The organism is Dyella acidiphila (genome assembly GCF_014863405.1).
Classification (GTDB): Bacteria; Pseudomonadota; Gammaproteobacteria; order Xanthomonadales; family Rhodanobacteraceae; genus Dyella_B; species Dyella_B acidiphila.
In genome coordinates, this window is record NZ_JACZZA010000004.1 from 244,219 (window position 1) to 257,536 (window position 13,318).

15 protein-coding genes and 1 pseudogene are annotated in these 13,318 nt (G+C 63.8%); 13 read left to right on the top strand and 3 right to left on the bottom strand.

All coding sequences use genetic code 11. The features are described 5' to 3' along the window. Nucleotides 1–347: 347 nt before the first annotated feature. A pseudogene (gene fliI, locus IGX34_RS22480) lies at nt 348–677 on the top strand (flagellum-specific ATP synthase FliI); the annotation flags it as partial. Here the strand turns inward: fliI and IGX34_RS09380 are convergent. Both IGX34_RS09380 and flgB read right to left on the bottom strand, forming a co-directional pair. Then, the gene (locus IGX34_RS09380; RefSeq protein WP_192555451.1) at nt 660–974 is read right to left on the bottom strand and encodes a flagellar basal body rod protein FlgC; all 315 of its coding nucleotides are present in this window, start codon (nt 972–974) and stop codon (nt 660–662) included. The pseudogene fliI and the gene IGX34_RS09380 overlap by 18 nt on opposite strands. Nucleotides 975–976: 2 nt before the next feature. Then, nucleotides 977–1,339, bottom strand: a complete 363-nt coding sequence (flgB, locus tag IGX34_RS09385; RefSeq protein ID WP_192555452.1) for a flagellar basal body rod protein FlgB — start codon at nt 1,337–1,339, stop codon at nt 977–979. Nucleotides 1,340–1,531: 192 nt separating this feature from the next. On the opposite strand from flgB, the gene flgA reads away from it, so the two are divergent. Continuing rightward, the gene (gene flgA / locus IGX34_RS09390; protein WP_192555453.1) at nt 1,532–2,257 is read left to right on the top strand and encodes a flagellar basal body P-ring formation chaperone FlgA; all 726 of its coding nucleotides are present in this window, start codon (nt 1,532–1,534) and stop codon (nt 2,255–2,257) included. Between the two features lie 87 nt (nt 2,258–2,344). Beyond that, nucleotides 2,345–2,791, top strand: coding sequence for a CopD family protein (locus IGX34_RS09395; protein ID WP_192555454.1), 447 nt, complete (start codon nt 2,345–2,347; stop codon nt 2,789–2,791). A gap of 116 nt (nt 2,792–2,907) precedes the next feature. On the opposite strand, the gene IGX34_RS09400 is transcribed toward IGX34_RS09395, so the two are convergent. Continuing rightward, nucleotides 2,908–3,918: an NAD-dependent epimerase gene (locus tag IGX34_RS09400; protein WP_192555455.1), complete on the bottom strand. Its 1,011-nt coding sequence runs from the start codon at nt 3,916–3,918 to the stop codon at nt 2,908–2,910. 266 nt (nt 3,919–4,184) lie between these two features. Here IGX34_RS09400 and thrS point away from each other — a divergent pair, with 266 nt between their 5' ends. From thrS to IGX34_RS09450, 10 genes are all read left to right on the top strand, one after another. Next, on the top strand, nt 4,185–6,086 hold the full coding sequence (gene thrS, locus IGX34_RS09405; RefSeq protein ID WP_192555456.1) for a threonine--tRNA ligase: 1,902 nt from the start codon (nt 4,185–4,187) through the stop codon (nt 6,084–6,086). A gap of 43 nt (nt 6,087–6,129) precedes the next feature. Continuing rightward, complete coding sequence (gene infC, locus IGX34_RS09410; RefSeq protein ID WP_338015446.1) at nt 6,130–6,657, top strand: translation initiation factor IF-3; 528 nt, start codon at nt 6,130–6,132, stop codon at nt 6,655–6,657. Between the two features lie 115 nt (nt 6,658–6,772). Continuing rightward, entirely contained in the window at nt 6,773–6,943 is a 171-nt protein-coding gene (locus tag IGX34_RS09415; RefSeq protein WP_192555457.1) for a hypothetical protein, read from the top strand. 140 nt (nt 6,944–7,083) lie between these two features. Continuing rightward, nucleotides 7,084–8,190 carry an MvdC/MvdD family ATP grasp protein gene (locus IGX34_RS09420; protein WP_192555458.1) on the top strand — a complete coding sequence of 369 codons (1,107 nt, stop codon included), beginning with the start codon at nt 7,084–7,086 and terminating at the stop codon, nt 8,188–8,190. A 185-nt stretch (nt 8,191–8,375) separates the two neighbouring features. Then, entirely contained in the window at nt 8,376–8,573 is a 198-nt protein-coding gene (gene rpmI, locus IGX34_RS09425) for a 50S ribosomal protein L35 (protein ID WP_019467379.1), read from the top strand. 16 nt (nt 8,574–8,589) lie between these two features. Further along, nucleotides 8,590–8,949 carry a 50S ribosomal protein L20 gene (gene rplT, locus IGX34_RS09430; RefSeq protein WP_128898432.1) on the top strand — a complete coding sequence of 120 codons (360 nt, stop codon included), beginning with the start codon at nt 8,590–8,592 and terminating at the stop codon, nt 8,947–8,949. A 300-nt stretch (nt 8,950–9,249) separates the two neighbouring features. After that, a complete protein-coding gene (gene pheS, locus IGX34_RS09435; protein ID WP_192555459.1) occupies nt 9,250–10,245 on the top strand; it encodes a phenylalanine--tRNA ligase subunit alpha in 996 nt (331 codons plus the stop codon). A 24-nt stretch (nt 10,246–10,269) separates the two neighbouring features. Further along, nucleotides 10,270–12,648 carry a phenylalanine--tRNA ligase subunit beta gene (gene pheT / locus IGX34_RS09440; protein ID WP_192555460.1) on the top strand — a complete coding sequence of 793 codons (2,379 nt, stop codon included), beginning with the start codon at nt 10,270–10,272 and terminating at the stop codon, nt 12,646–12,648. A 1-nt stretch (nt 12,649) separates the two neighbouring features. Continuing rightward, on the top strand, nt 12,650–12,952 hold the full coding sequence (gene ihfA, locus IGX34_RS09445) for an integration host factor subunit alpha (RefSeq protein ID WP_126674889.1): 303 nt from the start codon (nt 12,650–12,652) through the stop codon (nt 12,950–12,952). Then, the gene (locus tag IGX34_RS09450) at nt 12,933–13,289 is read left to right on the top strand and encodes a MerR family transcriptional regulator (protein WP_115477489.1); all 357 of its coding nucleotides are present in this window, start codon (nt 12,933–12,935) and stop codon (nt 13,287–13,289) included. The genes ihfA and IGX34_RS09450 overlap by 20 nt, the downstream gene beginning before the upstream one ends. Nucleotides 13,290–13,318: the final 29 nt, after the last annotated feature.

Below are 13,318 nucleotides of genomic sequence, written 5' to 3' on the forward strand. Positions count from 1 at the left end.
GCTACGCATTCGAGACCGGACAGCGCACGCGCATTGAAACGACTTCCGGCGAGTGGCTGGACGCGCGCGTGGTGGGCTTCCGCAACAACGTGTCGTATCTCATGCCTTTCCGCAAATCCCATGGCTTGGTGGCCGGCGCTCGCGTCGTGGCCGATACGAGCGAGCGCCAGCTGCAGATCGGCCCGGCCTGGCGGGGGCGCATCATCGACGGGCTAGGTACGCCGCTCGATGGGCTTGGCCCGTTGCTCGGCGAGTATCCCCTCGACCTGCATCCGCCGAGGATCAACCCGATGAAAAAGCAGCCCGTTTCGGGTGTGCTCGACGTCGGCGTGCGGGCGATCAACGGCATGCTTACGCTCGGTCGCGGCCAGCGCGTAGGGCTGTTCGCAGGCAGCGGCGTCGGCAAGAGCGTGCTGCTGGGCATGATCACGCGTCAGGCCGAAGCCGATGTGGTGGTGGTGGGCCTGATCGGCGAGCGCAGCCGCGAGGTACGTGAGTTCATCGAGCACTCACTCGGGCCAGAGGGCCTGCGCAATGCCGTAGTGGTAGTTGCGCCGGCAGACGACTCGCCATTGATGCGCCTGATGGCCACAGAACTGTGCCATGCGATCGCCGCGTATTACCGTGATAGCGGCAGCAACGTATTGCTGCTGGTCGATTCACTTACGCGGTATGCCATGGCGCAACGGGAGGTGGCGCTGGCCCTCGGCGAGCCGCCGGCTACGCGTGGTTATCGGGTGATCGGGCTCGTAGCGCGCATTGAGCGGCTCGTCGCTGCTGATCACGTCGAGTACCTGCACACGTGCGCCTGCGCCGTCGAACACGCTGGCGAACACCGGCTTGCGTGCGCGGTAGGCGCTTTGTTCGGTGCCGGTGGTATTGGCGTTGGCGAGGTTGCTGGCCACGGTATTGAGGCGTACGGTCTGTGCGCTCATGGCGGAACTGGCGATTTGGGCGATGCTTTTGAAGCTCATGCTCAGGTGCTCCCATTGATCGCGGCGGACAGGCCTTTCAGCTTCATGTTGAGGAAGGTCAGGCTGGTCTGGAAATCGACGGTGTTCTGTGCGAACTCGGCCTGTTCGGTGGCGAGATCCACGGTGTTGCCGTCTTGCGACGCGCCGCTGGGGACGCGGTATTGGATCTCGTCGGACTCGAAGCGCAAGGCCGACGAAGAGCCCTGTGCGGCTTCGCTCAGGCGCGCGCGGAAATCGATATCGTGCGCCTTGAAGCCTGGCGTGTTTTCGTTGGCGAGATTGGAGGCGATGATTTCGCCGCGTTCAGCGCGCAACTTCAGTGCGGCAGGGTGAACGCCCAGCGCCTGCTCGAGACTCAGTCCCATCGTGGATCATCCTGGTTGGGAAATACGAAGGGATGCGATGGTAGGAGCGGCTGTGGCGAAGCTTGAGGAATCTAAAAGCACCTTAAAGCACCGCGCGGCTTGAGCAATCTAAAAGCATCCTGAGCGTTGCATGCGGATCGGTGCCGGCATAATTCGCGGCCGATCTCACAGCATAGGTAATAGGTGTAGCCGATGTGTTCTTTGCGCTTGCGTTTCGGGCTGGCCATGGCCGCCGGTCTGCTGGCCCCGATGCACGCCATGGCCGGCCAGGTGCAGGATGTGGTTGCCAGCGCTGCGCGCACCTGGCTGGTCGATTGGGCGCGGCAGGCAAATTGGCCTGATCCGGAGATTGATGTAGTGGTGTTGCCGCTGCGTCGCCCCGAGCCGTCATGCGGGCAGTCCTTGAAGGTGATGCCGGCGGATACGTCTCAGTTGGCGCGGCTGCGTTTTTCGGCGCGTTGCCCGGATGGCGCGTCCGAAACGTATACGGTGCGCGCTGCTGTGCATAGCAAGGCTTTGGCTGTGATCAGCGCCGTCCCCGCCGGCAAGCCGATCGACAAAAGCGATGTGCAACAAGTGGATGTCAATGTGGCATTGACGCCGGATGCCGTACGCGATCCTGCCGAGGTTGCCGGGCGTGCCAGCCAGCGCCCGCTGCGTGCGGGGCAGGTGGTGCAGGCGCGGTTTCTGAAGGCGGGTGCGAGTGTGCGGCGCGGCCAGCTCGTGCAGATCGTTTCGCGGCAACAGCATTTTCAGGTCAGCACGCAGGGTACGGCGATGCAGCGTGGGGAAGGAAATGAGCTGGTGCGCGTACGCGTCGATGCGAGCGGCAAGTCGATCCTCGCATGGGTGGTCGGGCCCGGCGTGGTGGAGCCGATGACGGGCGACAGCAAGGCCCCCGGACATCCCGAGGATTGACGGCTGCGCGGCGCTTCGCCGCAAACGCTGACGGCAGCCGCGGATCCTCGTACCATCGCCGGGTCATCCCCACCGCCCGGAGCCGCCATGACCTATCTATGGATCAAGAGCCTGCATGTGCTGTTCGTGATGGCCTGGGTGGCTGCGGTGTTCTATTTGCCGCGCATCCTGGTGAATATCGCCGAGGCGGGAGCGGAGCCGGCGGTCAAGGCGAGGCTGGAGCTGATGGGGCTGCGGCTATATCGCTTCGGGCACATGATGTTTGGCATGGCCTTTCTGTTCGGGCTCACGCTGTGGCTGGGTGCCTACGTTTTTCCGAACAGCTTGCCGCATTGGGGCGAGATGGGCTGGCTGCATGCCAAGCTGGGGTTGGTCGTAGTGCTGCTGGCGTATTTTGTGTGGAGCGGCCGGTTGGTCAAGCGCAGCGTGCAGGGTGGCGTGTTGCCGCCGGCACGTACGCTGCGGCTGCTCAATGAGTTGCCGGTGTTTCTGTTGCTGGGTGTGATCTTTCTCGCGATTGCCAAGCCTTTTTGAGCATATGGTTCTGGGGCTTGGGTTGCCTCGGATTTGATCTGGGGTGACCCGGTGATGCTTGGCGGTTTCGGTGGAGATTTGTCGGGTTACGCTGCGCTAGCCCAACCTACGGTGTGTCAGGTGAGGTGGTGGTAGTCGCGATACCAGGCGACGAAACGCTTCACGCCTTCTTCGATGCTGGTGTTTGGTGCGTAGCCGACATCGCGGCGCAAGGCCGACACGTCGGCCCAGGTATCGGGCACGTCGCCGGGCTGCATCGGTAACAAGCGCTTTTCCACGCTGCGGCCCAGGTTCTGTTCCATCAGTTCGATAAAGCGCATCAGCTGCACGGGCTGATCGTTGCCGATGTTGTAGAGACGATACGGTGCGCTGGACGTGCCGGGGTTGGGCTGTAGCGGATCGTAGGCGGGATCGGGCTGCGCGACATGGTCGAGCGTGCGGATCACGCCTTCGACGATATCGTCGATATAGGTGAAATCGCGGCTGTGGTTGCCGTAGTTGAAAACGTCGATCGGTTCGCCGCGCACGATGCGGTCGGCGAACAGGATCGGCGACATGTCCGGTCGGCCCCAAGGGCCATATACGGTGAAGAAACGCAGCCCCGTGGTGGGCAGGTTGTAGAGATGGCTGTAGGTGTGCGCCATCAGCTCGTTGGCCTTCTTGCTGGCGGCGTACAGGCTGACCGGATGATCGACCGCATCTTCCACCGCAAACGGCAGTTTGCGGTTGGCGCCATAGACCGAGCTGGACGAGGCATACACCAGGTGTTCCACCTTGCCGTAGCGGCAGGCTTCCAGCACGTTAACGAAGCCGACCAGATTGCTTTGCGCGTAGACCTGCGGATTTTTCAGTGAGTAGCGCACGCCGGCCTGGGCGGCGAGATTGACCACGCGCTGCGGCTGGAAATCCTGGAACGCCTGCTGCACGGACGCGGCATCGGCGAGATCGGCGCGCCGGTGGGTGTATCCGGCGTGGGTGGCAAAACGCGCCAGGCGCGCTTCTTTCAGTGCAGGGTCGTAGTAGTCGTTGTGATTGTCGATGCCGAGCACTTCATCGCCACGGGCCAGCAGGCGTTCGGTAAGAGCGGCGCCGACAAAACCGGCCGCACCGGTGACGAGAATGCGCATCGAAAAATCCCTGAGATGATTCCCGGCTGGCGCCGGGCGACTGCACATTATTGTAGCGGCAGCGGGCGGTGCTGAATTGACAGTGGCGGCGTCCTGATCTAGCGTTGCACACCTCAATAATCCCCGGAGACAAGGTGGCCCGCGCCGAAGGCGCCGGTCGAGCGTGTGACATGGCAACTATCCGCCTCCAACACTGACTCCTGCCACGCCTTGGTCTTCCCAAAGGGCGCCGCGTGGTGCCCTTTTTGTTTTCAGAGAAAGCTCCCATGATCGAAATCACGCTACCCGACGGCAGCAAGCGCCCCTTCGACCATCCGGTCACGGTGCAGGATGTGGCCGCCTCCATCGGCGCCGGCCTGGCCAAGGCGACCCTGGCCGGCAAGGTCGACGGCAAACTGGTGGATGCCAGCTTCCCGATCGGTCACAACGCCAGTCTTGAAATCGTCACGGAAAAAAGCCCCGAGGCGCTGGAAATTCTGCGCCACTCCACCGCCCATCTGCTGGCGCAGGCCGTGCAGCGCTTGTACCCCGGCGCGCAGGTGACGATCGGTCCGGTGATCGACAACGGCTTTTATTACGACTTCGCCTACGAGCGCCCCTTCACGCCGGACGATCTGCTCAAGATCGAAGCCGAGATGGAGAAGATCGTGAAGGAGCAGCTGCCGGTGACGCGCAGCGTGAAATCGCGCGACGACGCGGTAACGTTTTTCCGCGGCCTGGGCGAGGAATACAAGGCCGAGATCATCCAAAGCATTCCGGCCAACGAAGAGCTGTCACTGTATACGCAGGGCGAATTCACCGACTTGTGCCGCGGCCCGCACGTGCCGAACACCGGCAAGCTGCGCGCGTTCAAGCTGATGAAGGTGGCCGGTGCGTATTGGCGCGGCGATTCCAACAACGCCATGCTTACCCGCATCTACGGCACGTCCTGGCTCAACGACAAGGACCTGAAGGCCTACCTGCACCAGCTGGAAGAGGCGGAAAAGCGCGACCATCGCAAGATCGGCAAGGCGCTGGACCTGTTCCACCAGCAGGAAGAAGCGCCCGGCATGGTGTTCTGGCATCCCAATGGCTGGGCCATCTGGCAGGTGGTGGAGCAGTATGTGCGCGGCGTCTACCGCAGCAGCGGCTACCAGGAAGTGCGCGGTCCGCAGATCATGGACGTGAGCCTGTGGAAGAAGTCCGGCCACTGGGACAACTACCAGGAAAACATGTTTTTCACGGAATCGGAAAAGCGCACCTATGCGCTCAAGCCGATGAACTGTCCCGGCCACGTGCAGATCTACAACACCAGCCTGCACAGCTATCGCGACCTGCCGATCCGCTACGGTGAGTTCGGCGGCTGCCATCGCAACGAGCCCTCGGGTGCGCTGCACGGCATCATGCGCGTGCGCGCTTTCACGCAGGACGACGGTCACGTCTTCTGCACGGAAGAGCAGATTGAATCGGAAGTTACGGCGTTCCATCAGCAGGCCATGAAGGTGTATGCCGATTTCGGCTTCGACGACATCGCGTTGAAAATCGCCCTGCGCCCGGACAAGCGCATCGGCAGCGACGAGGTGTGGGATCGCGCCGAAGACGCCCTGCGCGCCGCGCTGCATGCGGCCGGGGTGGAATGGGAGGAGCTGCCGGGTGAGGGCGCGTTCTACGGCCCCAAGATCGAGTACCACATGAAGGACTCGATCGGCCGTGCCTGGCAGGTGGGCACCATGCAGATGGATTTCATGATGCCCGAGCGCCTGGGCGCCGAGTACGTGGACGAGCACAGCCAGCGCCGGCACCCGGTCATGCTGCACCGGGCCATCGTGGGCTCGATGGAGCGCTTTATCGGCATCCTGATCGAGCACCATGCCGGCAATCTGCCCGCCTGGCTGGCGCCGGTGCAGGCGCAGGTGTTCAGCATTACCGACGCGCAGGCCGATTATGTCCGCGAGGTGGCGCAAACCCTTGTCGATAAAGGCTTCCGGGTCAAGGCCGATTTGCGCAATGAAAAGGTCGGCTATAAAATCCGCGAACATACGCTGCAGAAAGTGCCCTACCTGCTTGTGGTCGGCGATCGCGAAAAGGAGTCGGGCCAGGTTTCTGTGCGTACGCGTTCGGGCGAAGATCTGGGCAGCATGCCGCTTGCCAGCTTCATCGAACGTCTGGAGGCCGAGACGCGGCGCTGATGCCGCCCGGCCGTACTGAAAACACCTTCTGGAGGATAGTGGTATCGCCACCACAGAAACTAAGGGCAACCGTCGCAACCATGAGATCCGCGTACCGCGCGTACGTGTGATCGGACCGGATTCCGAGCAGCTAGGCATCCTGACCCGCGACGAGGCACTGCGTGCTGCCGAGGAAGCGGGGCTCGACCTGGTCGAGATCCAGCCCAACGGCGACCCCCCGGTCTGCCGCATCATGGATTACGGCAAGTTCAAGTTCGAAGCCCAGAAGAAGGCCCAGGCCGCCAAGAAGAAGCAGAAGCAGGTCGAGATCAAGGAAGTGAAGTTCCGTCCGGTCACGGACGTGGGCGACTACCAGATCAAGCTGCGCAATATGCTGCGATTCCTCGAGGAAGGCGACAAGGTCAAGGTCACCATCCGCTTCCGTGGCCGCGAAATGTCCCACCAGGACCTCGGCCAGGAACTGGCCAAGCGCATCCAGGAAGATGTGGGCGAGATCGGCGTGGTCGAATCCTTCCCTCGCCTGGAAGGACGCCAGATGGTCATGATGATCGGGCCGAAGAAGAAGTCCTGAGTCGCGCCCACATCCGGGCGACCCCGACCGTGCTATAAGCCGCGAACCCCGCAACCCTCTGGGCTGCGGGGTTTTCTGCGTTACACACTTTTCTCTAATGGAAGGAGCAGTGTTTATGAATGCAGGTCTTGAGGCAGTACGTCCGTTTGCACGCATGCTGGCCCGCGAAGTCAGCGTGGCCGACGAAGCCAAGCGCGCTGCGGCCGAGCGAATCGGCACCACCACCGGCGTAGGGCGCGGTGAAAACATGTCCGACGAAAAACCCGCCGACATGATGCCCTGGTAACCGTGTGGCGAAGCGAAGGGGGCCAATCCGCCCCTTCGCTTTTTCTGGCCGGCAAGCCGCCGGCTGCTCGATGGCCCCCTGTGACGACCTCCCGCTGACGCGGGCGGAACGCTGTTTTCCCTGGATGGAGAGCTTGGCTTATGCGGCACGTGCTTCTGTTTGCCCCGGCCTACGATATTCACGCTTCCGCCGTGGCCTGGGCCTTGCGGCGCATGGGCGTCAGCGTGCGGATGAGCGAATCCCTGCGCCATGACGCTTCCACCCGGCTGGCGGTGCATGCCGGCGAGCGGGGGCTGGCGGCCTGGATGCCGGATGGTCCGCTCGATGCGCTGGCGTCGGTCTGGTACCGGCGGCCGGCGTCGCCCGATCTGCGCGATCAGAACGAAACCGATCGCATGTTCTCGTCCCAGCAGTGGACCTTGTTTCAAAAGAATTTTCTGGCCGTGGCCAGGGACCTGGTGCCGGCTTTTTGGGTCAACGACCCGGGCGCCGCGATCGCGGCCGAGAGCAAGCTGCTGCAGCTGCGGGTCGCCGCGGAAGTGGGGCTGGAGTTCCCCGAGGCGGTGGTGACCAATGACGCGGGCAAGGTCGCCGAGTTGGTGGCCCGCTGGGGCAGGGTGGTGTTCAAGACGTTTGTCGGGCACGCCTGGGAAGACCAGGCCAGCCAGCGCATGTACAACACCGACGTGGCGGTGCTCGACGCCGCCACCGAGCTGCCGGAACTGCCGATCGCGTTCTGCCCGGGGATTTACCAGCGCTATATCGACAAGGTCTGCGATCTGCGGGTCACCGTGATCGGCGAGCGCTTTTTCGCGGCCCGCATCAGTCGCCGCTCCGGCGGCGCCTACGTCGACTGGCGCCCGTCCATCCTGGACGATGACATGCTGGTCCAGGCCGTGCGGCTGCCGGAGGTGGTCGAGCTCAAGCTGCGCCAGCTAATGCGGCGGCTGGGCCTGGCTTTCGGTTGCATCGACCTGGTGGAGGATGCCGCCGGGCAGCTGCATTTCCTGGAGGTAAACCAGCAGGGGCAGTTCCTGTTCATCGAGAAGATGCTGCCGGAGCTGCAGCTGCTCCAGGCCATAAGCGCCATGCTGGCCGCCGGCGATGGCCGTTATCCGCTGGACCTGGATGCCCGCACCGTCACCTATGAGCAGTACCTGGAGTCGGCCGACTATCAGCAGGCGCTGGCGGCCCCGGATACCCAGCAGCCCTGGTCCTACACGGTGGAACCGGCCCCGGCTGCCTGAACACGGGAAGTGGTTTCGGCCTCTGGCGTAGGGCGCTGAATTCACGTAAACTTTCCCGTTCGACCCGCAAGGAAGGGTCGTGAACCGATCATGGCAGGACGGAAAGCGTGGCCCAGGCCACCGCCAGATCAGTCAGAAACCGGGGCAGCCCCCAACCAGGGCCAAGCCCATCAAGGAGCATACCCATGCCCAAGATCAAGACTAACCGCGCGGCGGCGAAGCGTTTTCGCAAGACCGCGTCCGGCAAGTTCAAGGCCGGTCACGCCTTCAAGTCGCACATCCTGACCAAGAAGTCGACCAAGCGTAAGCGCAACCTGCGCGCCACCAACCACGTCAAGGCATGCGACACCAAGGGTGTAGCACGCATGTTGCCGTATCTCTAAGGCGGAGGACTAAACCATGGCTCGTGTAAAGCGTGGCGTTACCGCCCGTCGTCGTCACAAAAAGATCATCGGTCGTGCGAAGGGCTACTACAACGCCCGTCGCAAGGTCTTCCGCGTTGCCAACCAGGCCGTCATCAAGGCCGGTCAGTACGCCTATATCGGCCGCAAGCAGAAGAAGCGTCAGTTCCGCGCCCTGTGGATCGTGCGTATCAATGCTGCCGCCCGTCAGTTCGGCCTGTCCTACAGCCGCCTGATCAATGGCCTGGCCAAGGCCGGCATCACGGTCGACCGCAAGGTGCTGGCCGACATCGCCGTGCACGACATCAAGGCGTTTGGGGCCATCGCAGAAAAGGCGAAGGCCAGTCTGGCCGCTTGATCGTCGAACACTGACGAGTGAAGTGAATCAAGCGGGGAGAAGGCCTTAAGCCTTCTCCCCGTTTTTGTTTTGTGCTTTTGGTTTTTGCACTTCAAAAGCAGATGGGCATACATATTTCCGTAATGCTCTTGTGCCGTCATTCCCGCGAAAGCGGGAACGACGGCTTAGGAAGATGGCGTTACATCGTTAGATTCCGCTTCCGCGGGAAGCGCGGCGCGGTAAGAATGGAGGGCCTGGCAACGGCTCCCTACTCGCCAGGTAAGTGCTATCAACACCATGAATCAAGCCGGGACTGCATCGATGGAAGATCTGGATACCCGCGCCGCGCAGGCGCTGGCCGAAATCGGTAACGCCGACACGCTCGATACGCTCGATGCGCTGCGCGTAAGCCTGCTCGGCAAGAGCGGCATTGTGACCGCGGCCCTGAAAGCGCTCGGCACGCTGTCGCCGGACGAACGCAAGGCGCGCGGCGCCGATGTGAATCGGCTGAAGGAGCGCCTCAACGATGCGCTCGGCGCGCGCAAGCAGACGCTGGAGCAGGCCGAACTCGATCGCCGGCTCGCTTCCGAGAAGCTCGATATCAGCATGCCCGGCCGTGACGGCGAACGTGGCGGTATCCATCCGATCACGCGTACTCTGGAGCGCATTGCCGCCATCTTCGCGCGCCTGGGCTACCAGCGTGCCGACGGCCCGGAAATCGAGGACGACTGGCATAACTTCGAGGCGCTGAACTTTCCGCCGCATCACCCGGCGCGCGCCATGCACGACACCTTTTATTTCGGCGATGGCCGCCTGCTGCGCACGCATACCTCGCCGGTGCAGATCCGTGCGATGAAGGGGCGTCAGCCGCCGATTCGCGTGATTGCGCCCGGCAAGGTGTATCGCAGCGATTCGGATCAGACGCATTCGCCGATGTTCCATCAGATCGAAGGCCTGCTGGTGGATGAAACCTCCAGCTTCGCCGATCTGAAAGGCACGCTGGCCGAATTCATCCGCGCGTTCTTCGAGCGCGATTTCGAAATGCGCTTCCGGCCCAGCTACTTCCCCTTCACCGAGCCTTCGGCCGAAGTGGATATCCGCTGGGATGCCGAAGACGGCAGCACGCGCTGGCTGGAAGTGCTCGGCTGCGGCATGGTGCATCCGAACGTACTGAAGAACTGCGGCATCGATCCGGAGCGCTACACCGGCTTCGCTTTCGGCCTGGGCGTGGAGCGTTTCGCCATGCTGCGCTATGGCGTGTCCGACCTGCGCGCGTTCTTCGAGAACGATCTGCGCTTCCTCAAGCAATTCGCCTGATTCGCCGGTTAGGAATCGACAAGCATGAAATTCTCAGAAAACTGGCTGCGCGAGCTGGTCGAGATCAAGGCCGACCGGGCCGCCCTGGCGCACGCGCTGACCATGGCCGGGCTGGAAGTGGAAGAGCTCACGCCCCTGGGTGACAACCTCACCGGCGTGGTGGTGGCCGAGATCGTCGCGGCGGAAAAGCATCCCGAGGCCGATCGGCTGCAGGTGTGCAAGGTGAACGCCGGCTCCGGCGAAACCTTGCAGATCGTCTGCGGCGCACCGAATGCGCGCGTGGGCATCAAGGTGCCGCTGGCGACCGTGGGCGCGAACCTGCCCGGCGGTATCGCGATCAAGGCGGCCAAGCTGCGCGGCGTGGAATCGTTCGGCATGCTGTGCTCGGCCAAGGAGCTGGGCATCGACAACGACGCCTCCGGTTTGCTGGAGCTGCCGCAGGATGCGCCGGTGGGCCAGGCGCTGGCCGATTACCTGGGCCTGCCCGACGCCAGCATCGAACTGAAGCTCACGCCCAATCGACCGGATTGCCTGGGCCTGGTCGGCCTCGCACACGACGTTGCCGCGCTGTTCGGCAGCCACGTCAAAGTGCCGGCACAAGCCGAAGCACCGGTCACCGGCACGGCACAGCGCGGCATTCGCCTGGAAGCCGGCGCCGATGCACCGCGCTATCTCGGTCGTATTGTCGAGGGCATCGATCCGGCTGCACGCACGCCGCTGTGGTTGGCCGAACGCCTGCGCCGCGCTGGCCTGCGTCCGATCAGTGCGGTGGTGGACGTCACCAACTACGTGATGCTGGAACTCGGCCAGCCGCTGCACGCGTTCGACAACGACACGCTGACGGGCGACATCGTCGTGCGCCATGCACATGCGGATGAAACGCTGAAGCTGCTCGACGGTTCGGAGGTAAAGCTCGATCGCGGTTTTCTGCTGATCGCCGATGAGCAGAAGGGCCTGGCGGTAGCCGGCGTGATGGGCGGCTACGATTCGCGCGTTACCGATGCCACCCGCAACATTTTCCTGGAAGCGGCGCACTTCGCGCCTGCAGCGATCATGGGTCGCGCCCGCAAGCTGGGCATGCATACCGATGCTTCGCACCGCTTCGAACGCGGCGTCGATCCGGAGCTGCCGCGCCGCGCCCTGGAGCGCGCCACCGAACTGCTGCTGGCGATCGCCGGTGGCAAGGCCGGCCCGGTGCTGGCGGCGGAAAATCCGGCCGACCTGCCCAAGCCGGCGGCTGTCGGTCTGCGCCGAGCACGCCTCAAGCGGGTGCTGGGCGTGGAGGTGGCCGACGCCGAAGTGGCACGCATCTTCACCGCGCTCGGCATGCAGGTGGAAGCCGGCGCCGACGGCTGGCGCATCACTGCGCCTAGCAGCCGCTTCGATATCGAGCGGGAAGAAGACCTGATCGAGGAAGTGGCGCGCATCTATGGCTACGACCGCATCCCCACGCATATTCCGGCGGGCGAGCTGGCGCTGGCGATCGAGCCCGAGGCGCGCCTCAACGAACTGGCGGTGCGTGAGCATCTGGCGACGCGCGACTATCACGAGGCGGTCAACCTGGCCTTCGTCAGCCATGCGCTGTTGCAACAGTGGGGCATGACCGAGCAACTGGTGCCGCTGGCCAATCCGCTGTCCGCCGACCTGGCCGTGATGCGGCCTTCGCTGCTGCCCGGCCTGATCGAAGCCCTGTCGCATAACCGTGCGCGCCAGCAGGAACGGGTGCGCCTGTTCGAGCTCGGCCGGGTGTTTGCGGCGGGCGATCCGCCGGTCGAAACGCCCAGCCTCGCCATTGTGGCCAGCGGCCACGCGCGCGCGGAACAGTGGGGCGAGGCAGCGCGGCCGCTGGATTTCTTCGACCTCAAGGGCGACCTGGACAGCCTGATCGTGTGGGGTGGCGAGCCGCAGCGCTGGTCGGTCCATGCCGACGGCCTGCCGGGCTGGCTGCACCCCGGGCGCGGTGCCCGTGTCGCGCTCGACGGCCAGACCGTGGGCTACCTCGGCGCGCTGCATCCGCAGCTGGCCAGGCAGCTCGACCTCGGCCCGGACGTGCACGTGCTGGAGCTGGCGCTGCAGCCCCTGCTGGGCCGCCGCCTGCCCAAGGCCCAGCCGGTACCCCGCTTCCCGTCGGTGCGCCGCGACATCGCGGTGGACGTGCCCGAACACATGGCCTGGGCACAGGTCGAGCAAGCCGTTCGCGGCGCCCTCGGAGCGCTGCTGGCGGAGCTGCGGCTGTTCGATCGGTATAGCGGCAAGGGGGTCGAAGCGGGCCGAAAGAGTCTCGCTATGGGCTTGATTTTACAGGACGGTTCCCGCACCCTTACCGACGATGACGCGGATCGCTGCGTGCGAAATGCGGTGGATGCGCTGGAGAGGTCATGCGAGGCAAAGTTGCGAGGGTAAGATGGCGGCGCTGACAAAGGCGGAGATGGCCGAGCGCCTCTTCCTCGAGGTAGGCCTTAACAAGCGGGAAGCTAAAGAATTCGTGGACGCCTATTTCGAGGTGGTCCGCGAAGCGTTGGAACGCGGTGAACAGGTGAAGCTGTCAGGATTCGGCAACTTCGATTTGCGCAAGAAGAACCAGCGACCGGGTCGCAATCCCAAGACCGGCGAAGAGATTCCGATCTCCGCCCGTCGAGTGGTGACGTTCCGGCCAGGGCAGAAACTCAAGGTGAGAGTCGAGGGCTATGCTGGATCAGGGGAATAACACCGAACTGCCTGCCATCCCGGCCAAGCGCTACTTCACTATCGGTGAAGTCAGCGATTTGTGCGGGGTGAAGCCGCATGTGCTGCGCTACTGGGAGCAGGAATTCCCGGCGCTGAACCCGGTCAAGCGCCGGGGCAATCGCCGCTATTACCAGCGGCACGACGTGCTGATGATCCGCCAGATCCGCTCCCTGCTGTACGACGAGGGCTTCACCATCACCGGCGCCCGCGCCCGGCTGGAAGGTCCGCAGGCCCGCATGGAGGCCAGCATGTCGCACCAGATCGTGCGCCAGGTGCGCATGGAGCTGGAAGAAGTGCTGGCGCTGCTGCGTCGCTGAGCGTCGCCTCTACCGGCCACTGCGCCGGT